Consider the following 21,901-nt stretch of genomic DNA (forward strand, 5'->3'; position numbering starts at 1 on the left):
TCTCCTTTTCTAATCTGTTTAAAAAACGTGTGTCAGAGAGCCATTCTAAGGCAATTTCAAAGTCAAATGATGGACAATGATCTTCAATCGTCGTCTGCAAAGTCCTGATAATACTCATTTTTGATTAACTCAATCTCTTTTTCTATTTTACTCGCTTTTTTCTTTTGTTTGTTGCGAGAAGATTCTCCGTCCTGGAAATAATCAACTTTGAACCATTTTTCTTCTTTTTTTATGGATACGTGTCGGACATCTGTCCAATAGATCGCTTGTTCATTGAGTACAAAATAATCTTCATATGCTTCACCTAGAAATTGTCCTTCGACAGGATCCAAAAATCGCCCAAATTCGTCTTTAGTGTTTAACTGCAGCGTTATAGGTTTATGATAAAGGAAAGACTCTGAAAGTGTTGTGTCGATCTCCTCACGATTCATTAACTCCAAGCCAACAACTTCTTTCGTTGCCCAGGCTTCATTTTCTAAAACGCCTTTCATCAAATCATCCATGGCATAAGCCGTTGCCCACTTCAATCCAAATGGCCGGTCTCTGTATTGATTATAGTCCGTAAATGTTTTCTTAGTACGTTTTACCATGACTTTCAGCACCTTCAAGTCCAGACATACCGCCTGCATGCCCTCCGACAAGGCTGCTGCGAGCGATCGCACGTCCACCTTCCATTATGCTATTTGCATGAACGATCGATTTAAACCCGAATTTTTTGCGTATAGTATCTACTACATAATCGATTTTTAAGTCTTTCACTTGTTCGTCCGGATCTTCAAAGAGATCAAGCTGTAGCGCATTAGAATAAACGAGCTTTGAACAGTTTACTCCCACGTTTCGAATGTCTTGGTACTTGTAATGATGATTAAATATTTGCAGTAAGTAGTTTGCTATTTGCTTGCTGCTATTAGTTGCTGGCACCTTCATTTGCTGGTGAAATCCTCGACTTACTGATTGATCGACGTAGCCCATTGAAAAGCCAATCCACAAAGAAACGACTTCAGCTTTCGCTCCTGTACGGCGTAACCTAGTTGCTACTTGATCGGCCATTTCTTTGATTACAATTTCTATTTCTTTTCGACGTGTATAGTCCCGATTTAAGACCTGACTGTTCCCTATCGACTTAGATTTCACTTTGTATTTCTGACCTAAGAATGATCGATCGATGCCCCAGCTGTGTGCATACAGTTGAGTACCTAAGACGCCAAAATTTTGCTTCAGCTGATAATAATTTGCGTGTGCCAGATCATGCATAGTAAATATGCCCATTCTGTTCAGTCTGATTGCTGTCCGACGTCCTATCCCCCAAACGTCTGTAATGTTTTCTACAGACCAAAGCTTTTGCTGTACGTCTTCATAACGCCATTCTGCTTTCATATCTGAATTTTTTTTGCTTTCGAGGTCTAGTGCGAACTTGGCCAAGAGCGGATTGTCACCTATACCGATCGTTGTGAAAATTCCAGTTTGTCGATAAACGTCTGTTTGAATCATTCTCGCCAGCTCTCTTGCGTCCTTTGCACCGAACAGCCTTAATGAGTCTGTGACATCCACAAAGCTCTCATCAATGCTATATACGGAATGATTTTGCTCGTCAGCATACTTCTTGTAAATATTGTTGATCTCCATGTTCTTTCTCATATACAGTGCCATCCTCGGTGGTGCAATCACGAGGTCTTCCGGATACGGAAAAGGAAGATCTCGTGATCGACTGACATTAGAAATTCCATAGGCTTTTTTTGCGGCCGGACTCGATGCCAGGATTAAACCACTTCCCCGCTGAGAAGGATCGTACGAAGGATAGGACATGACAACTAACTTTGTCTTTAAAGGACTTAGACCTCTTTCTACACATTCTACGGATGCATAAAATGATTTACAGTCGATACAAAGAATATCCCTTGAAGGTTCTTTCGTGTAATCAAACTTTGGATTTACGCCAAACTGCATAACCATGCTAAATCCCCTTTTCAAAAAAGATACGTTTTATATACATATTAGAACACACGTTCGTTTTCTTAGTCAAGGAAATTAAATGATTAAAAACAGGATCATAAATTATTTGCTGATAAATTATAGTATATCTTATACATTAAATAATAAAGTATAAGATATACGTTTTTTTAGTATAACTTATACCATAAACGTTATTCTGAAATTTTATCAGAAAGATTTTTACGTCAGTCAGAACACTAATTTAAGGGATTTGTAGTACATATCTTCTATTAAATGAAATATAGCAAATATATTTAGTATATTTAGTATATCTTATACATTAAATAATAAAGTATAAGATATACGTTTATTTTAGTATAACTTATACTATAAATGTTATTCTGAAATTTTATCAGACTGATTTTTTATGTCAGCCAGAACAGTAATTCAAGGGATTTGTAGTATGGATCTGCTATTAAATGAAATATAGAAGATATATTAAATATTTTTAGTATAACTTATACTTTTTATCGACATATAAAGTATAAAGTAAATATTGATTAAAATAAATATATAAGTTATACTTTAAATAAAGATAAAAGAAAGTAGGTAAAAATATGACAGCAACTACTTATACAGTCGGGAACTTTAAAGGTGGAGTAGGAAAAACCAAGATAGTTACAATGCTAGCTTTTGATAATGCTGTAGTAAATAAGAAAAAAACACTGGTAATAGATATCGATCCGCAAGCCAACGCTTCACAAATATTAGCAAGAACTGTTGACTTAGATCATATTGATAAAACAATAGTAGATGGGATCAACGAAGAAGACCTTTCAATTTGTATAACGCCGATTATGGAAAATCTAGATTTAATTGCATGTGATACAAGTTTTAGATCGTTTTCTAACTATGTTATTGCTAACTTCGAAGATGAGAAAGAACAAATCATGGTTTTAGAAAAATTATTGGGACCTATTAAAGAGAATTATGAGACTATTTTTATTGATGTGCCTCCAACTATTAGTGCATATTCAGATAATGCTATGGCGGCATCTGATTACAGTATAATAGCTTTTCAAACACAAGAGGAATCGTTAGATGGAATTGGAAAATATGTTGGGTATCAAAAATTTATGATTAACAACTACGATATTGACCTTGAAGTGATTTCTATAATTGCATGCATGCTTGAACCAGACGATGATTTAGATAAAAGTGTATTGAGCGAGGCTATAGATTTATACGGATCCGCTGTATCGAAGAATATTGTTAATTTCCAAAAACGACTAAAACGTTATTCAAGAGAAGGAATATCTTTGAAAAAGTATCGAAACGGAAATTATGATCAATGGGATTATAGGGCACATGAACCGTTTATAAAAATACTTGCCGAACTTGAATCACGCAGAAAGATATTTGAAGAATAGCTAGGAGGGAAAGAATATGAGTGAAAGGAAAGAATTTAATGTTGATACCAAAGTTGATACAGAATATGCTGGTCTCTTACAACCAGGAATAAAAAAGAAAAAATCTGTATCAATTAGAGGAGAAAACGAATTTGGACACTCTTCTTTGATGAATAAGAAACCAAAAGCGACTACTTCAGCAGCAAGTAAAAAACGAGGACGTCCTATAGAAATTACAGATGAACGATTTAAAGTTACAAAACCAAAAAAAATATCTCCTGCTTTGGAGTCAAAACTCAACGTACTACAAGACTACGTTGAGGAACTTCAATCAGTGCAGGGGAGGATTACCTTTGAAAAACTTATTGACACTTTATCGGAAGCGTATATTACGCAAAAATTAGGTGTGGCGAAAGAGGAACACTTGAGAGAAGAAATAAAAGATGCATTTGATAAGCTTTAATTTTTTCAAGTCATTCAACAATAAAAGTATAAGTTATTATTGATTACCAAAACATAAAGTATAACTTATACTTTATGTTTTGGTATTAAAAAATATTTGTTACCAGAGAAAGCTTATTTTAAGGGTATTGTTTTATTGCCTGTTCTAGTAATTTAAAGTATAAGATATACAATAATGTCTAATTAGGTATAACTTATATGAGGTTTATTTAAGTATAACTTATACTTTATAAAAAATTCTTCTTGTACAAATTTAACTGTTTTGTTATATTCAAATAAATAATACATATAAAAAAGAGACGGATAAAAAAGTGAATTTGGCCTCACTTCTTCATCTGAATCACATACAACAACTATGTGTTCTCGCTCGTCTCATGGAAATTATGTAAGTGGCTGGAAACCACTTATGTGATTTGAATAAATCTATTCGGACTACCAATCCGAACCTATAGGTTTATTTTACCATTTTTTGACGAGCAACTCAATATATATACGCTTATTTTGTCATTCCTTTGAGACTTCTAAGCCATTGAGAGAACACAAATCTTTAAGATTATTTGTGTTCTCTTTTTGTTTAGGAAGGAATAACAGTCATGGCAGTTTCTTTGGATGTCGTATATTCGACGGTATTACAAAATGGTATCCGTAAGTTTAAATATAAAAACAGCCACTTAAAACCGGTCTCTTTTAGTGATCAGTCGGGGAAGGGGGCTATTTTTGCGTACCGTTCAAAGGAACACATGATCGAGGGGATTGGACTAGTGATCACTTCAGAAGAAGGGGTGATCGAAAACAATAATCGATTCACTCATTGGACACCAAATGTATTTCGCTATGGAACGTATGCTGATGAAGCCAGAATGTTTACGAAAGGTCATTCGGAGGACAATTTACGTCAAATCAATACATTCTTTGTTGATTTTGACACATTGGATCCAAACTTTGACTATGGAGAAATTATCTTGGCCAGTCACGAGATCGGCTTTATGCCTACAATGATTCTACGTACACCGCATGGATTTCAAGCTTTCTATGTACTAGACAAGCCTGCATACGTGACGAAGAAATCAAATTTTAAAGTGATCAATGTGGCCAAAATGATCTCAAAAAATCTAAGGAATAAATTTTCAAATGATTATCGGTTTCCTGTCGATGTAAATGCCAATCATTTTGGGATCACAAGAATGCCTTCTGAAGAGAATGTTTTATTCTTTGAACCACAGTATCGTTATAGTTTCGAAGAATGGATCGACTGGTCAATGAGAGAAGATGCGGACAAAAAAGCGGAGATCAAGAACGTTTTTGTATTACCATCTACTCAAGAATTTCGTCAAGTAGATGAACCCTGGTTCCAGCTGTTGCTAAAAAGTCAAAAAATCCAAGGTGAAAAGGGCGTATATGGTCGAAATAATGTCATATTCACCTTGTCTTTGGCATACTTTTCGTCAGGATACGAAGTAGAAGCTTGTGAATTGACGATGTTAGAATTCAATGACCGCTTGGCTAACCCTTTATCTGATCGAGAATTAACCAGAATCATTCGTTCCGCTTACTCCGGAAAATATCAAGCAGCGCACAGAGAAAAAATTGTCCTATTATGCCAAGAGTGGGTCGATGTCAATCTTTCTGAAGAGCAGCTATTCAACAAAAAACGGGGTTGGTGGAAATTCAAGAAAGAAAGAGCTGTTCGCAAGTATTCACATAGTCATGAATGGGCAGAAGATCTACTGTCCTATTTGAATGAGCAATCCTATGAAGAACAACCATACATTATTTCTACAAAAAAAGATTTAACTGAACGTTTAAAGATCCCAAAACGCTCCCTGGACAAAGTACTGAAGCAGTTAAGAGAAGAGAACAAAATTCATTTTCGTGTTCGTGCTGGTCGTAATGGAGGTATTATGCTAGCTTCGATACATGGATTGATGCGCTCCGTTATCCGGCTAAAAAAAGAAAGTCAGGGGGCTTATTTCGCTGCGATCTCAGAAGCTTTTGGAAGAGAATACACGTTTATCCAGACAGCACTGAAACGCTTGATAGAACCCAATAAGATCGGCGTACAAACAGATCTGTTCATGATCGATACAGGTTGAAACTAAAAGGTGCAAATTGCCTATTACATTATATCTATAATACGTTCCTTCTTTTTTCTCCGCCTTGCTTGCTGGTCTTAAGAAAGAGTAGTACTATTATCGCAAACGTAATAATATGGTGGGAGGTCTTTCTGACTATGAGTATCAATACCTTTGTATATCCCTACCCGATCAATGTATTTATTATTTCGCGGTTAGGTATGACAGTAGAGCAATTTTGTGAGTTGCATGGATATAAGCAGAGTACAGTAGCAAGCTGGGTAACAAGAAACCGTGCAGTAAAAACATTACCTTGTGATTTTTTATATTGTCTTAGTCTTTCTTCAGGCTGGTCGATGGATGATGTTTATCGTCATTTATTGGTATTGGAGGAGAAGTTCTTAAAGAGTATCAATCCAAAAAAAGAAAAAGAACAAATTAATTAGTTATGTCGATCATTCTTCGTTGTATTTTAGTTTTTTACGTGTTCGTTAAGTGATATAGGCAATGTAACTTAATAAATGATTTTGTCAGTTTACTTTTTTGGGAAGGTTCAAGTATCTGTATTTATTTGTGAAAGGTAATATTATTACATTTTTGTAAGGGTTATTTAAAACAGCAATCTTGTATAATTTAAATAATATTATATCTTGTCTATGTTTAAAATATCGATAAAATAAATATTCACAATATCCTATTACTAAAATATACTTGAGTTAGAAAGGGGGAACAGTAGATTCATTTTTTGAATTTACTGAAAGACATGAAAAAATCAAAAAGGAAAGTATTGACGATTGTTTTATCTTGCACAGTTTTGGTAGTACTCGGTACACTATTTTTCCTGAAAAATAATGGTAAAACAGGCATTTTTATTGAAAATAATAAAGGTGCCATAGAAGTTCCTATTACAATAGCAAGAAATTATTTGAATGATTCAGAAGTTCTTTATGAAAGTAATTCGATAAAGTCTACGAATAAACCAATAGAGGAAGCTAGTATAAGTGGTGAGAGTTCTATTTCAGTTACCATTTATGGAGAAGAGCAAACAGTTACTGGATATGTTGATAGCAATACTAAAAACTTTTCTTTATTGGTAAAAGTAGCTAGTTTTGACGAATCAACGGGTAAAATAGTATTAGATTGCAACTATGATGATGGTATGAACAAAATAGAAAAACAATTGATTTTCCAAAAATAAGGAGAACTAAAAATGAAAAAAATATTTTTAACGTTAGTTTTATTCTTTGGTATTTCAGTATCAAGTAGTATCAATGCATATGCAGATGAGATTACAACAGATGAATCAGTATCAGAAACAATATCGAATGAGAGTCTAAGCGATGAAGTAATAGATAGTTTAACAATTGATGACTTTGTTAAAGCTTATGAAATTTCGAGCTCAGATGAAGCATTTAAAGATTTATCTGAAGATGATCAAAACTTATATATGATTAAGTTATACAATGAGATGTATGAGTCAAAAAGCTATAGGGTAACAGCAAGATACCTGCCATCTGCCTACGAGAATTTGAATAGTGCGGAGAAAAAACTTGTCAAATCATATCCTGCGCAAGCAGCACAAGTGTATACTGCTTCTAGTTTGGCTACAAAAAGGACAAATGCACTATATAAAAACGGGTTGCATAATGGAAACGGAGATGCTTTTAGACATACTTATTGGAATGCTGAGATGGCAACGATGTTAGCTGGATATGGATCAAGTTTCAATCCTTCTAACGGTAAAACAAATGCGAAAAGATGGGCAGATGCTCACGAGGAGAATAAAAATCAGCCAGCTAATGAAAAGCAGATGGATCTTTTCAATAATAATGTTGGTAGATCGATTGTAAATAAGAAATATTCATCAAAGGATTTGGAGAAGAAGGCTTTAGCAAAAGTTGATGCAGGAAGTTGTAGAAGAATTGTAAATAACAAAGTAGTTGCTACAACTAAAGCAAGATAGTTTTTCGAGAAGAGATGAATAGTATCTCTTCTTTTTTTGTATTGATGATTTGGGAAAATAGGAAACTTCAGTTTTAAATACATAAAAAAAGCCCAGCAAAGAATACTAGGCTTTTTCTTATGGTTTTAAAATGTATACAGGTGGAATATGAATATTGTTTGGACGATCACCGTTTCTGTCAGATAGACGTTGGAAACCGCCATGTAGCCCTTCTACCAAACGACTTGAGGGTAATAAGTTGTGCCAATTAGTAACAATCTGATTCAATTTGCTTAGCTTTTTTTGTTTTTCATTATTCTGATTTTCCGTGTAGATGGCTAGAACATTCTCTAAGTATTGCGCCCACATTTTCAGTTCAATGGAGTCAACATGATCTGCTGTAGCTATTAATTTATCTAAAGGTTGCTTGGATTCTTCGAAATAACCCAAATCCATTAAGCAATCGGATAGGTTTCCTAAGCAGATTGGATAATACTTTTTGTAGAAGTGATTAAAAGAGTCCATAACATTGAAGTCTACTGCTATTAATTTTTTACTTACAATCTGAAGCTGATCCATTGATAGCAAGGTCATAAAATCTGCAAAGAATTGAAGATCGTAAGAAGTCAGATGATTTGTGACTAATATTTGATTCATTAATGCCTGGACTTCAAGAGTATCTATTTCAGGTATTTGTCTGGTATCATTCGCAAAATACTTCTCTAACAGCAATCGCATTCTGGTTAGCATCAAACTGTTTTTTTGATATTTTACCAGGTCTTCATAGAGAATAATTGCTTCAGCTATATCATGTGTATCAGTGACAATATTGTATCGCTTGAAAAGGTTTTTGTATTCATGATTTTCACTTCGATAATAGAGATCTAAGATATCTTCAATCCTGGCATTCAATTTTTTTGCTAGTGGCACAAGTATATATATCGGAAATTCACTTTTACCTTTTTTTATTCTTACATACGAACTTTCACTAAGAATCGTATCAACTAATTCCTTCTGAGATAATCCACGACTTTTTCTCAAATCCTCGATTATTTGCACTAAAATGATAGAATCCTCATTCACAGCTCATTAAACCTCCATAAGAAATTGCGGAATCCGCAATTTCTTAATTTTTTGTTGTAAAAATTTTACCAAGTGGTACTATTTGACTTGTAAATTTACACTATTAAAGTATCGGAGGAAAACACCTATGAGTTTAGATTGGATCTTATTTTTATTTGCTGGTTCAGGTAGTGTTCAAACACGTGATGTGCAAATTGGTACACGCTAAAATTATTTGTGAAATAAAGTTTTAAAGTCTATTTTAGAGTGATTTTGTAAACATGATCATTAAAAAAACACGCCGGCGGTAACAATACATTTTCAATGCTTACAATTTCACTCTTTTCAATCCAAACAAAAAAAGCTAGTTAGAAACTAGCTTTCAGGTGGGTAGCGATTAAATGGCGGCATATTTTCAATTTCACTGAATAGCTCCGTAATTGGAATCTCAAGTATTTCAAACAATGTCAGATAGACATACATCGAAGGTTTTTCAATGCGATTGTTTTCGATTGTTGAAAGATACGAGTAATTAATATCCGCAATTTCAGCTAAATCCCTTATTGTATATTGATGTTTGAGTCTAGCTTCTTTGATCGCTTTAGCTAGATGATATTTAATATTTGTGTACTCTTCATTAGTCATTAATTTAGCCTTTTTATTTTTGAAAATACCATATAAAGCAAAAAAATGTTTGTCTATATACAAACAAAATGGTATAATATTAATGTGAAAGTGAAATATAGTATTGTTGATGTAATAACTTAAATACTTAGTTAAAATGACCGATAGTAGAAGAAGAGACAAGGATGTTATTTTAGATTGAAAAAATAAATTGTTGTCAAAATAAATTTCTTATGCTATGTTTTACACATAAAAATAAAACAATATTTTTGTTTGACATACTTGTACGAAGCCAAACAAAAAGGAGCCCCCGAAGTAAATCTCGTCACTGCAAGAGCGCCAACTCATGCAGGAGTCATTGATAAACCTCGGTTTCCAATCAAGTGATGCAACACCTGAACGGATTGAGCTCCTTTGCGTCGTAGCTTCTCTACAACGATGTAATTATAACAGATAATGATTGTAGAAAGAAACTTCTGATTCAATGTATTATTGAAAAATGTATGTTTGATCTTTAGTTTCTTCTACAGTTGATCTAGGTGTATGATAGGCCAAATCATCATTTTTGACGCCATCTGTTATTTTCGTTGAAGAGACTGCGATTCTTAGGAGGTAAATTCATGTTCTCGTGAATTTACCTCCTTTTTGTTTGCTTTTATGTAAGTATGATCTAGGAAATGAGGAATGACAATGACAAAAGGGTTAGCAGTATACGTTAAAGATCTAGCAAGAATCAAAACAACGGTACAACTATTTAACACGCAGCATTGGATGATCGAAGGGGAAAATGCCTATCGCTATACGACTCTTTTTGAAAAAGGAAAGCCAAAAAAAATATTTTTCGGGGCTGCCAAAACGGAAACGATCTTTCCACAAATCAAACTTCTTTTTGATCAAAAGGAAAGAGTCATTGCTCAACGGTTAAATTCAAATGGTCGTCTGATAACGACACGGGAAAACAAATATTTCAAAGTCCGGAATCATCGAGCGGAACGAGCGTTAGAAGTGTATGCCTTGATCACTGCGATAGAAGAAAAGGAATACGAAGAAATGATTCAAAATTATTGGTACCAGGAGCGCAAAAGAGCATAAAAGAATTGGAACAAAAAGTAATTAAACATCTTTTGTTTGCTAGTTTCTAGCAAAATCTCTTGATATGAGTTGATAACGAACGAGTATCGAGAACTAATTGAATAAATGAATTGGGTATTAGAACGCCCCTCTAAACTAAACAGCATGGCTACTAAGGGGTTTAGAGTAACCAGGAATACAATGAACTGGTGAGCCAAAAACATTGAAGGATTTGCCAAGACCGCACGTGTGCGAGCGAATATCCGGCCTTCATAGGAGTTAGATTTCTCCGGTTGTAAAAATCTGCGACTTTTATTTTGTTCTATTTTCGAATCTGGTAAACAAAAGATGTTTAATTGGTTAATAATAAATTTTAAAAAGGGAGTGGAAGTTATGACGAAGACAAATAAGTTATTGGCAGTTGGAAAGTTTTTCTTGAAGATGATGTTTAAAGTTAGTATGGGATTGCTGAAGGTTGCTGTATTTATCTTCATTTTCACTTTCACGTTCGCTGCGATCAACGCTACTTCAACATCATTTTCTAAAAGGTGATAAAAAGTGAAAGTCTCTGAATTAATCAAGATCACGAATAAAATTAGAAAAATGGATAAGTTGAAAAGCCGATTATTGTCGACGCTGATTGTAATAACAACTTTATTTGGTATTGGAATCTTGGGTACATTATTTTTATTCGGCACACAAGGGTTGGTTATATCGTTTGTTTTAATCAAGTGGCTTATTGCAATAACTGCAATAATTTGGCTTTTAATTAGCGTTTTGCAGATCAAGATTCTCCTAGAAAAGCGGAAAATTTGAAATTACTTCTTGTCTATATCAAATATAAAACTGAAGCAGGAGGGAAATATTCTGAAGACGAATCAACTGAAAAGAATGAGAAAAACTAATCCAAGTGTATTTAAAGAGACATGGCGTGACAAGCAGATTAGATTAAAACAAGAAGAGCAGCAAAAGCTAGACAACGCTACTGTTCGAAGAGGATCCTTTTCTTGGAAGGAAGGGGAAGTCATTAATTGACAGACTTTAAATAAGATGAGTGGCAGAATGATGAACAAAGAAACCTTCTTTTTGGGAAAGACAAATGTAACAATAGAAAACCCAGTTAGTTATTATCCGGAAACAGTGAACGAAGAAGAAATTCAACATTTTTTAGAAAAAAGTTCTGAAAGTTACGATAATTCATTCAGGGAATTAGCGGAAGCAAGTTCTGCGTTTTATGAACTTGAGAAGAAATTTAACTCTCTTGAAGTACAGAAAGAAAAAGTGAATCACTATCTGGAAGTAACGGCTATCAAGGAGATAGTTAAGGACACAGGAATATCTAGGACTACGATTGCTGATTTGAAGTCAGGAAAAAGAGCCATAGAATCTACTCGTTTAGGTGTTTTTGAAATACTAGTTAAATATTCTAATGGTTTAGAAAAAGCTTGAGTTTGTAGTTGACAGAAATAATGGAATGGGGGATATGGTTATTAAAATTCTACTCTCAATAATATCATTACTAGTTTTAATAGGTTTTCCACCTGTCGTATATTTTGCAAGTGGAAAAGTCGTAGAATTCTTAATTAATAAAAAAGGTCTATCGGTTGAGAACAAGAGAACATTACCGTACGGAAAAAGAGCTGCGATTGTAAAAGATGAAATTGAGATTTTTTATTATAAAAATATGTGGTGGAGAATATCTATAACTTTATTATCTATTCCTGTTGCAATTATAGTAGCGAAATTGCTTTTAAATTTCGCCATTAATAGATGACATAAATATTGGAATAGGAGGCAGAGTGATGATCCGATATTACTGGATACGTCTTAAAATGAAATATCATTACTACGTTACCAAAGATATGTCGAAATATGATGTTCTTTGGGAAAAGAAAAGTAAGGTAAAATATTATTCCAATAGAAAGAAGGGGACAAAAAGTGACTTTACCAATTAACGATTGTCCACATTGCGGTTGCTCTACATTCTGTCGTAATCAAGGAGGATTTTTATGGGATTTGATTTACTTGTATATAGTGGAAACAAAGAAAAGTGGTGTGAAAAATCATTCGACTGCTTCGCTCAATTTCACTCTCATTACGGGAGTAAAAAAAACGACATTCTACTTTCCCTTTTAAAAATTACTTTAGAATCAACTGCTGATGTGAAAGAAGAAGATTGGGAAGGATTAGATTACGATGGAACAACAACCCTTTCAAATGTGAAAAATGCAAAAAACAAACTGCAAGTTCAATCACAAAGCTTAGGATTAAGCCTAGAATCTAAAGAAAAAATTGAAAACTTTTTAGACACGATTATGGATTTAGCAGATTCTGAAAAACTTTACCTATTTTGGGGTTGAACAAAAGATGGAGAAATGCGAATGACCAAGAAAAGATATAGCTTCCATTTTCTGATAGAAACGTCCACTATCTACCAATATTGTTAAATCAATTAAAGGAGGTCAATATGAATAGTATTGTCTATATGATAGTAGCATTTACTATATGTTTATGTGGGCTATATCTATATGAGAAAATGTCCAATTTGGAAGATATTGACCAATACCTATCAAAAGAAAATCAAGAGTCCTTACTAAAAAATTGTTACTATGATCATTCTTTCAAGAAACACACTCTACAGGAAATTGAGATAATGACTCATCGAATCAACGCACAGTTGATGGATCTGAACGAGGATAGGCTAATAATAAGGGCAGAACTATCAAGCAAAATCGATAGTTTGAAGGCTTTGAAACACAAAATTCTTGTTGATAGTTACAATGAAAAATTAGCCGGATTATCGCCAGATCAACGTGCATTAGATGATTGGGATCGGTTTTGACCTTGTTTGAAAGAATTAAAAAAGTCTCCCTAGTTTCCGCTAGAAAGACCAAACAAACTATTATGTCCTTATTTATTATAAGTAAACAAGACAGTAAATCAACTAATTTGGTTTAGCTGTTTAACAGAATAAGAAGAGTAAGCTTGAGAATCCAATCTCAAGCTTTTTTTAATGCTCAAGAAGGAGGAAGCGTATGAAAAACGTCTGTCGCAGTCCATAAATGATAGATAAAAAATGAGTGAAGGGAGGGCAGAAATAGATGGATGCTGAAAAGAAAACCTTGTATTTAACCGTAGGAAAGGAGGTTTCCCTAAGTTTTACAGGAAACGGTGAAGCATTACAGTATATTCGCTTGAGCGTGAATAAGCTGGCAGAAATTATTAATAATGGCTTGGTCGATCGCCAAAGTATTTTTGAAATTGACGAAGTTTCACTGATCACGAAAAGTAATTATAAGACCGTTGTGCAAGTGGTCGCTGGGAAACAAGTATTACACGGTAATACGGATCATGTAGACGTGGTTATCGATAAAGATAAAACGAAACAAAAAGCCGCTGGAAAAGATATTTTCACGAATGGCGACTTTTTATTTATCGTTGATCAAGAACAACACATATCGAAACAAGAGCTGCATACGCTAAATATAAAGAACTCAAAAAGTTATTTAAACGAAGGAGACCGCCTATGATCTTATATGGCCAAGGAACAAAGAATGCGTAATCGAGCGCCACCGTCCTTTTCGAAAATCCATTTTGAAGGAGAGGATGTGAACAGGTACCAATGAAAAAGAAGCACAAACTCGTCGTTTCGTTTTCAATGATGATCATTTCTCTTCTAGCTATGGCCAACTTTCCTTATGTTTTGGCACAAGAACAAACAGATACCGCTAAAACGGATCAGGAAGTGGCTGCAGTATCGGAAGAGACCTTAAACAAAGAACAGGCATCAACCGTTGTTCAAGGTGCTGATGGCTTACTGTATGTGGTAGCAGACAAATCAGACAAAGAACAGCTGATTTCTTCAGATACGCCACAAATCGCTGAAAAAACAGAAGGAGATTTTACAGCTGTTGAAGTAGGGATTGATGAAAAACGGCAAGAAAAAGCGGATCAGGCAGATCAAGAAATCAAAGACTTTGATGAAATCGATCTAAATGATGTTGAATCGCTGCAATCGGCAGTCAATAGTGAAGATCTTCCATTTATTGAAGAAGATCAAGTTGCTGAAGAATTGTCAAAAGCAAAAGATTTAGAGGAATCCGAACAGATTTTGATGCAAACACGTTTCTTTTATGCTGAAGAGATCCTCAATCAAACGAACAACTTGAATGATGTTCCTTCTATGCTGAAAGAAAGCAAAGTTGCCTTATTAGCTTCGGTATCAAAAACAGTATCTGAAACAACTATCAATCCGCCTTCTGGTTATCCTTGGCTAATGTATATTGTTCGTAGCAATGGATATTCTTATACAGAAGACCGTGGGATTCGGCGGACGATCGATGGAAAAGATGCGTTTTGTTTACAAGCAGGGGTTACGGCAGCTAAGACGTACACGGATGCCGGTAGCAGCTATTTGAGTACTTCTCAAAAAGAAACGATCACGTCCATTATTAGTTCTTACCGTGAATTAGGCGGTTGGGCAAATAACGACGCTGGAAAGCAACGTTGGATGGCCGCACAGATTCTTGTTTGGGAAAATTCAAATGAAAAACCAAAAAGTATCACCATTACCCCGAACCACAAAGATGGTGTGACGGACTGGAAAAGCAAAATGACTACACGAGCTGGTCAGATCCGCACACGTCCGCAATGGGACGCAACGTCTAAGACGGTCTATGAAGGAGAAAAAGCAACCTTTACTGTGAAAAACAATTGGGGCGATCATAACCTCTATGTAGAATCCGTCAGCGGCGGGGCAAAAGCGACGATCAGTGGCAATAAATTAACCGTTGATACGAATGGATCCACTGCGACAAAAATCACTGTAAATATGGTGAAAGGGTCGAAAACAAACGAAAAATATCCCACTACTGTCTGGGCGAACGGTTCGTATCAAAAACTGGTCACTGGTTCTTTTTATGTTTCAACTTCCGTAACCGTGAATGTGAAGCGAAAAGGGACAGTGGATGTTTTGAAAGTAGATGCAGATACGAATAAGCCGTTAGCAAATGCGACCTTCCGCTTTACGTATGATGGAAAGACAACAGACGTAAAATCAGGAACGGATGGGAAGGCAAAGCTAGGAGAACGATTAAAGGCTGGGTCAGTAGTCAAAGTAAAAGAAATAACCGCTCCTTCAGGTTACAAGTTAAACGGAACGGAGTTTTCAATCACGGTAGGGGAAAATACGAATGTATCGAAGACCTGGACAAACGAGCGACTCGCAGGCGCTGTAGAGCTTACCAAAATCGCAGACGTCGATCAAAAGTCGTTAGATGGTGTGGTATTTACACTATACAAATCGGATGGATCCATTTTACAAGATAACCTAAAAACCGATACAAATGGCCAACTGAAAGTAAAGGATCTAACGCTTGGATCCTATTATTTCAAGGAAAAAGCGCCATTGGTTGGTTTTGAAACAGATAGTAAAAACTACTCGTTTACCATTACTGCAGATGTGACTGAAGCAAAGCCGGTGAAATTAACAATCACCAATCAGTACAAATTAAGTGCTTCAAAGACGGTATCAGACAAGAATGAGACAGGCAAAACCAGCAGTACCTGGTCAGCTGCTTCCGATGATTTTCTGCAATATGATTTAACGACAAGTACGGCAGAAAAACTAGGATCTCGTTTCTTACCAAACTTTTCGATTGAAGACCAGGTAGATTTTTCAAAAGTTTCTATTTCTACGGTTCAAGTACTTGCTCAAGGTATTGATGTGACAAGCCAATTCACAATTACGCAAAATACTGCAGAAAATAAAGTTACAGCTGTTGCGAAAGATTCTGCGCTCTCGACACCTTCTTTTTATGGGAAATCTTATACGCTGCGAACGAAGATGAAACTACTTTCCAGCGTGATCGATGCGAAAGAAAAACAAACAATCACCATAACCAAAAATGGTCTTGTCAAAGCCGGTACGCTAACTGCAACGTCAAACGCTGTTACAACTACTTTACCAGCATTCAAGCTGACAGTGAATCATGTGACAGAAACAGAAAAAGCGCTGCTTAAACAAGTCGTTGAGACCAAATACGATGGGGAGTCGTACGAGTATAAGCCGCTTGATGATCTATTCGACGTGAAAGGCAATCGTTACCGCTCGAAAGTGACTAGAAGTGGGGTCGTTGCTGGCAAAGATCTTGTCCTTGAGATCCCGTATTATCTACCGTCTTTAGAGATCAATGCCGAGAAAGTTTCAATATTGACTGGCAAAGCGTCATTGACGGACAGCTTGAAGGCGACGATCACTTTTTCTAAGTCAGCGAGTTACGAAGAAGAATTGAAAAATGTCCTTTATCGATTGACTGTAACTGATCAAAAGCAGAAGAAAACTGTCTTTACAAAAGATATTTCACTTGGTTCTTATGCTTCAAGCCTAGTTGTTGATTTGCCTACTGCAGGCTTTACTAAGGGTGAGAAGGTTCCGTATTCTCTTTCCCTTCAGGTACTGAAAAATCCTGACAAAGTAAAGGCTGAAACAGATACGATCGATTTTTCAACATTCGGCTATACAGCTTCAGAAAAAGTCCTCACCAATGCGGATCTGAAAAGCGGTAAGCTTTCCTATGGCGCAGTGAGCCAAACAGAAGCAACGAGAAAAACCAAAGCGTATGTAGAAAAGAAAGAGAACCTTCAGTTTGATTTTGAAGAACAGCGTTCGTCCAAAACGGGCTATGGACTACCAATCACATTAGAACCGATCTACAGCAGTGAGAGCCAAGATACGCCATTACTCTCGTTTACGCTTTCTTCTCCAACGAAGCTAGTCGATACCTATTTAGATCTTCAGTATGTCGAATCAAAAGGGAACATTCAAATCCCGTTAGATCGTACAGTCAATCAAGTAGCGAAACAAACGACTGCCGCTATTACTTCTACAAAATTTGAGTTTCCTCAAATAAGCGTAGAGGAGAAGACGGGTGCATTGTATACGCAAGAACAAGTAAAAAATCCAACCAAAAAAATTGCGAATAAGTTACTTGATGGGGGAAGAAAGTTTTATTTGCCGATTTGGGCAGAAAAAGGGGACTACAATCTGACGTTGCAATCGAATGTGATTGGCCGTAACTTTATTCAAGTATCGATGAACCAAACGCTTTCGGTCTACGCAAACATGTATGCGACGATTGATAGTAAAACAAAGAAAGAAGATGAATTGTTACTCACGCCGGTTTATCCTGATACGACTGTGCCAAAAGGATGGTCAAAAGCAGAGATCACTTGGCTAAGAGGAAAGTAAGGAGTTGGGCAAAATGTATGGAAGCACTGTTTATAACGTTCGTGCAGAGTTTCAAAGATCCAACAGTAGTATTCGGAAACTCGTCTTTCGATTTTTAGGATTGTTTCTATTTCTGTTTCTATTCAAACAGTTTTTAGGGGTTCCTTTAGATCTGTTAAACCAGGCGAGTTCTTCATTCTTAAATTTCGGTTCAGGAGCTGGGGGCGTTACAGTGTCTTTAACTTCTGCGATTCAACATAATCAACTGATTCAGTCTGTAATGGTATTTTTAACAGGACTGGCTGCAGTTTGTACCAAATTTTTTGATGAAATAAAAGCAATGATCACAAATTAAGAATGGTGAGTGCATATCGCTCGACGTTCTGTTTTGAAGGGAGGTGTACGTATGAAAAATATTGAAGATCACATGAATACAATCGTAGGTGTAGGTATCATGCTTGTAATCGTTGTTAGTTTAGGCGGACTTTTAATGAAATATGTACCTGAACAAGCCAATGCAATGTTAGCAAAAGTGACGAGCTACTTGAATACATTGACAATCGGTAAATAAGGATCAAAAGGCAAGAATGCAAAGGTTCTTGCCTTTTGTCTTTTCTCAAAGGAGAAGAAACTATGACGCAGTATTTTAAACACTTGACGATCATTATTCTAGGATTTGTCCTTCTATTTATGATTGTTTGGTTTTTCGCTGGTTCTCTGAAACGAGATACTGAAAGCTTCAATTTAGTAGAAGCTTTGAGATCTTCAGCCATTGCGAATAAAGACAACGCCGCAAGAATCGAGCCTGGATCATTCTACTTAGATACGAAGAACTTTGAAAAAGATTTCACTGAAATAGTCAAGAAACAGCCCGTTTATTCGAAAGAAACCGTCAAAGTAACATTCAATTATTTGAATGAACCTGAAGGGAAAGGGATCAAAGGCATTCGTGCTTATGTAGAAACAGCCGGAGGAATTGAAGAAGCTACCTGTATCTTAAGTACACCGGAAGGGGGATAAGATGGTTATTCAAGTAAAAGAAAAAAAGCAAGCAGTCGATCGAGCAAACAACCACTTGGGCGCAAAAATTACCGAGACGATTTTGAATCGTCAAATGCTCAAGCAGGTAGAGTCTACACCATTAGCTATTGAAGGAGTGCTAGAAAAATTGGCGTCCGATGAAGAAGTCAGTGGTGTTAGGGAAGATATGGTTAAAAATTATCCGGATTTAATCATGAGTGCTTTTCAAAGTTCGCAAGCTCGAAATCAGTTAGTAAAACTTGTTCAAGATGAACAACGTTATGGAAAAGAAGAAAAAGGCTTAAAAAAAGCTGAATATGTCGTAGACGCCATTGTAGGTCTTGGTTTTATCGATCAACTAATGAAAATGGATCCGACCATTACCGATATAGGCTGGAATGGAACATTTTTAACCGTTGAAAGTGCAACACAAAGAAGATTTTATTCTGCGGAACAGCTTCAGATCAAAGATCCTGAAAAAGCAGTTTTTCGGATCGTTAAGAAATTTGCGGATGCGGCCGGTAAGCCGTTTAGTCGGACAGATCCTATTTTGGATAGCGTATTAGGAAAAATTCGGTTGAACGCCATTCACAAAGTACTTAGTCCAGCTGGCACAACATTCTCCTTGCGAATGTCTAGTGATCGTTTGGCTTTAACAACAGAAAACTTCTCCGATTTTGCACCTTCTTATGTATTGGATTTTCTGAAAGTAATCACTAAAACGGGCTGTATGGCAATCGTTGGCGGCGAAACAGGATCAGGAAAAACAGAATTTATGAAATTGATGCTCTCATTCATACCTAAGACAGATCGAATTTTCATGATTGAAGACGTGCCTGAAACGCACATAAAGCACATACTTCCGGAAAATGACATTTACTCTTTGGTTACAGGTGGCATTGTGTCGATATCAGATCTGGTAGGTGCTTCTTTACGTAATTATCCCAAATGGATCGTACCTTCTGAAACAAGGGGACCTGAAGCGTATGAAATGATCCAAGCCGCAAGAACCGGTCACAGAGGAGTTACATCATTACACGGGCCAAATTGTCGCTCCTTTCCACGTCGATTGGTCACCATGTCGGGAATGGGTTATGCAATCAATGAAACTGCGGTGGAAGAAGATGTATTAACCTTTGTTGATTTCGGCTTTCATATTAAAACTGCCTATCTTGAAATTGATCGTGAGAAGCTTATCTTTCAAAAAATTCGCTATTTATCAGAGATCGTAGAATACGCTACCGATCATACGACGACGTTGTTTAAGCAGACGTTGAAAAACGGACAGTTTTTCGTGACAACTGGAAAGTTATCTGAGGATTATTGTGACAGAATGGGAGAATATTTTATCGATTTTGCTTTTCCTGAATTAAATAAAGAAGTGATTGAAAAATCGCCTGAATTGACCGCTCTTTTAGAATCAGCTGTCCATGAATCGGGAACTGCTTATGAGAATTAGTCAACTTCAAACAAAGCAGTCAAATCGTGTGAATTTAGATGAACTCCATGCCTTAAATAGTGCGTATGGTGAGCGTCTCTCTGGGAAGGATTTGATTCTTCTTATCGGTTATCCTGCTTTTATCATTGGTGGCTTAGTTTTTCTAATGACCTATCTGTGGTGGGCTGTGGTGATTGCGGCACTTGCTGGCGGCTACCTGGGCTATCGAATCATATTACCTATGACGGTAGAAAGACGCTATGAGACACAATCATTTTTGGCTAGAAATAAATTTTTGACGCTAATGACGCAAGTCATGGAAGATCAAACTCGTACGGTTGATCAATCCCTTCAGTTAGTGGTTAAACGGCTTGATGGTGAGCTGGCTAGAGAATTGACACAATTAATCGCTGCGCTAAACGTTGGGTCAGATCCACAAAGAGTTTCCGCTCTTTTGAAGGAATTAGGAGAGCGTTATTCTGCCGATTTATTTTTTGGTCAGTACTTGGATCAGTTGGAAACAATCCTTCAAGAAGGAAAAGAAAATGTCGAAGTGCTACAAGAAATTTTGACTTATCACAATAAAGTATTAGAAAAAATGAATGAGTTTCGGAAAATAAAGGATGGTTTCTTGTCAGGCGTAAAAATCATGACGATTGCCTTCTTATTACTGATCCTACTCATGCATGGGGCATCCTATATGATGAATGGAAATTTGGATCAATATATTCAAGGATTTTCTCATCATATCATTGGGTATGCTGTTGCTACGATATGTTCCGTGTCATTTTTCATAATCTTTAAAAAATTTTTTAAAGATTACTTTGATGATTCAGTCACAGAATTGGAGGTGCGAATAAGAAAATGAAACTAACTGTTCGTATTAAACAATCTGAAGCAGCACCAAAGCGTGCATTTTTTTCTCAAATATTGCCTAAAAAGCAATTTGATTACCTAATATTAATGAATAATAGCACAGGGGATATAGAAAAGTGGTCGAAACGATTGGTATTGTTACTACTTTTCTTTTTTTCATCCTTTTTACTCCTAAGTGTGTTGCTTGGCTGGCAAATGATGCTTGTAGGTTGTTTATTTATTTCTTTGGTTTACTGGTTAAAGTTAAACCGAATTACTACGACCTACTACCAATTTCGATTTGAACGTCAAGTCCAATTTTCAGATTTTGAAAAATTACTAGTCCCATTGCTAAAGCAAAGTAAAGGGGGAATCAATGTACGTTCCATTTTAGAACGGTTATTGCCCCGTATCCCCAATGAAATTGATAAGAAGATCTTGCAGAATTTGATGCTGGATATTACGCAATATCCAGAAAGTTATATGCCTTATGAAAACTTTGCTAAGCAGATGTCTGAAACAGATAGCAGTATATTATTTATGATCACACTTGCTGATCTGGATCAAGGAGTCAAAGATCTTCGTGTGATTGATCGATTGGCTAAAATCGCTATGAATGAAACGATGGAAGGCATCGATCAAATTATTGAGTATAAATTGCGGCGTTTTTCTGGTTTGTTCATTAAAATCATGTTAGTCATTGTGATTTTCTTGCTAGGAAACGGCATATCAATCGTTTTATTCCAGCTGGGTAAACTATTTATCTATTTTTAAAGGAGGGTGCTT

General features: G+C 35.9%; 23 protein-coding genes. 19 read left to right on the forward strand and 4 right to left on the reverse strand.

Annotated features, from left to right (window positions below; genetic code table 11):
* Positions 1–83: 83 nt before the first annotated feature.
* A complete protein-coding gene (locus IGI89_RS16370; protein ID WP_438735877.1) occupies positions 84–590 on the reverse strand; it encodes a hypothetical protein in 507 nt (168 codons plus the stop codon).
* A complete protein-coding gene (locus IGI89_RS16375) occupies positions 574–1,953 on the reverse strand; it encodes a Y-family DNA polymerase (RefSeq protein WP_438735878.1) in 1,380 nt (459 codons plus the stop codon). Before IGI89_RS16375 ends, IGI89_RS16370 begins: the two co-directional genes overlap by 17 nt.
* Positions 1,954–2,549: 596 nt before the next feature.
* Between IGI89_RS16375 and IGI89_RS16380 the strand changes: the two genes are divergently transcribed.
* From IGI89_RS16380 to IGI89_RS16405, 6 genes are all read left to right on the forward strand, one after another.
* On the forward strand, positions 2,550–3,362 hold the full coding sequence (locus IGI89_RS16380) for a ParA family protein (RefSeq protein ID WP_317721335.1): 813 nt from the start codon (positions 2,550–2,552) through the stop codon (positions 3,360–3,362).
* Between the two features lie 16 nt (positions 3,363–3,378).
* A complete protein-coding gene (locus tag IGI89_RS16385; RefSeq protein WP_002337540.1) occupies positions 3,379–3,804 on the forward strand; it encodes a hypothetical protein in 426 nt (141 codons plus the stop codon).
* Between the two features lie 592 nt (positions 3,805–4,396).
* Positions 4,397–5,896 (forward strand): primase C-terminal domain-containing protein, encoded by a 1,500-nt coding sequence (locus IGI89_RS16390; RefSeq protein WP_438735879.1) that lies wholly within the window; start codon positions 4,397–4,399, stop codon positions 5,894–5,896.
* A 137-nt stretch (positions 5,897–6,033) separates the two neighbouring features.
* Complete coding sequence (locus IGI89_RS16395; protein WP_086373500.1) at positions 6,034–6,321, forward strand: type III secretion system protein PrgN; 288 nt, start codon at positions 6,034–6,036, stop codon at positions 6,319–6,321.
* 299 nt (positions 6,322–6,620) lie between these two features.
* Complete coding sequence (locus IGI89_RS16400) at positions 6,621–7,073, forward strand: hypothetical protein (protein ID WP_438735880.1); 453 nt, start codon at positions 6,621–6,623, stop codon at positions 7,071–7,073.
* Positions 7,074–7,085: 12 nt separating this feature from the next.
* A complete protein-coding gene (locus tag IGI89_RS16405; RefSeq protein WP_438735881.1) occupies positions 7,086–7,838 on the forward strand; it encodes a DUF6973 domain-containing protein in 753 nt (250 codons plus the stop codon).
* A gap of 117 nt (positions 7,839–7,955) precedes the next feature.
* Here the strand turns inward: IGI89_RS16405 and IGI89_RS16410 are convergent, their stop codons facing one another.
* Complete coding sequence (locus IGI89_RS16410) at positions 7,956–8,900, reverse strand: helix-turn-helix domain-containing protein (protein ID WP_438735882.1); 945 nt, start codon at positions 8,898–8,900, stop codon at positions 7,956–7,958.
* A 354-nt stretch (positions 8,901–9,254) separates the two neighbouring features.
* Complete coding sequence (locus IGI89_RS16415) at positions 9,255–9,524, reverse strand: helix-turn-helix domain-containing protein (protein WP_034872731.1); 270 nt, start codon at positions 9,522–9,524, stop codon at positions 9,255–9,257.
* Positions 9,525–10,193: 669 nt separating this feature from the next.
* Here IGI89_RS16415 and IGI89_RS16420 point away from each other — a divergent pair.
* The 13 genes from IGI89_RS16420 (at position 10,194) to IGI89_RS16480 (ending at position 21,889) form a co-directional block, all read left to right on the forward strand.
* Entirely contained in the window at positions 10,194–10,595 is a 402-nt protein-coding gene (locus IGI89_RS16420; RefSeq protein ID WP_054115557.1) for a hypothetical protein, read from the forward strand.
* Between the two features lie 1,041 nt (positions 10,596–11,636).
* Positions 11,637–12,023 (forward strand): hypothetical protein, encoded by a 387-nt coding sequence (locus tag IGI89_RS16425; protein WP_438735883.1) that lies wholly within the window; start codon positions 11,637–11,639, stop codon positions 12,021–12,023.
* A gap of 34 nt (positions 12,024–12,057) precedes the next feature.
* The gene (locus IGI89_RS16430; RefSeq protein ID WP_010749170.1) at positions 12,058–12,348 is read left to right on the forward strand and encodes a hypothetical protein; all 291 of its coding nucleotides are present in this window, start codon (positions 12,058–12,060) and stop codon (positions 12,346–12,348) included.
* A 235-nt stretch (positions 12,349–12,583) separates the two neighbouring features.
* Entirely contained in the window at positions 12,584–12,934 is a 351-nt protein-coding gene (locus IGI89_RS16435; protein WP_438735884.1) for a hypothetical protein, read from the forward strand.
* A gap of 107 nt (positions 12,935–13,041) precedes the next feature.
* Positions 13,042–13,416, forward strand: a complete 375-nt coding sequence (locus tag IGI89_RS16440) for a hypothetical protein (protein ID WP_438735885.1) — start codon at positions 13,042–13,044, stop codon at positions 13,414–13,416.
* A 259-nt stretch (positions 13,417–13,675) separates the two neighbouring features.
* On the forward strand, positions 13,676–14,104 hold the full coding sequence (locus IGI89_RS16445; RefSeq protein ID WP_010749173.1) for a hypothetical protein: 429 nt from the start codon (positions 13,676–13,678) through the stop codon (positions 14,102–14,104).
* 92 nt (positions 14,105–14,196) lie between these two features.
* Positions 14,197–17,823, forward strand: a complete 3,627-nt coding sequence (locus IGI89_RS16450) for an MSCRAMM family protein (RefSeq protein WP_438735886.1) — start codon at positions 14,197–14,199, stop codon at positions 17,821–17,823.
* 13 nt (positions 17,824–17,836) lie between these two features.
* Entirely contained in the window at positions 17,837–18,157 is a 321-nt protein-coding gene (locus IGI89_RS16455; protein WP_005230796.1) for a hypothetical protein, read from the forward strand.
* A 51-nt stretch (positions 18,158–18,208) separates the two neighbouring features.
* Positions 18,209–18,373, forward strand: coding sequence for a hypothetical protein (locus IGI89_RS16460; protein WP_228095318.1), 165 nt, complete (start codon positions 18,209–18,211; stop codon positions 18,371–18,373).
* A gap of 62 nt (positions 18,374–18,435) precedes the next feature.
* On the forward strand, positions 18,436–18,822 hold the full coding sequence (locus IGI89_RS16465; protein WP_005230799.1) for a hypothetical protein: 387 nt from the start codon (positions 18,436–18,438) through the stop codon (positions 18,820–18,822).
* A gap of 1 nt (position 18,823) precedes the next feature.
* On the forward strand, positions 18,824–20,281 hold the full coding sequence (locus tag IGI89_RS16470; protein WP_438735887.1) for an ATPase, T2SS/T4P/T4SS family: 1,458 nt from the start codon (positions 18,824–18,826) through the stop codon (positions 20,279–20,281).
* Between the two features lie 28 nt (positions 20,282–20,309).
* On the forward strand, positions 20,310–21,128 hold the full coding sequence (locus tag IGI89_RS16475) for a hypothetical protein (RefSeq protein ID WP_438735888.1): 819 nt from the start codon (positions 20,310–20,312) through the stop codon (positions 21,126–21,128).
* The gene (locus IGI89_RS16480) at positions 21,125–21,889 is read left to right on the forward strand and encodes a hypothetical protein (protein ID WP_438735889.1); all 765 of its coding nucleotides are present in this window, start codon (positions 21,125–21,127) and stop codon (positions 21,887–21,889) included. Before IGI89_RS16475 ends, IGI89_RS16480 begins: the two co-directional genes overlap by 4 nt.
* Positions 21,890–21,901 lie beyond the last annotated feature (12 nt).

The organism is Enterococcus sp. AZ141, from assembly GCF_051714385.1.
Classification (GTDB): Bacteria; Bacillota; Bacilli; order Lactobacillales; family Enterococcaceae; genus Enterococcus_D; species Enterococcus_D entomosocium.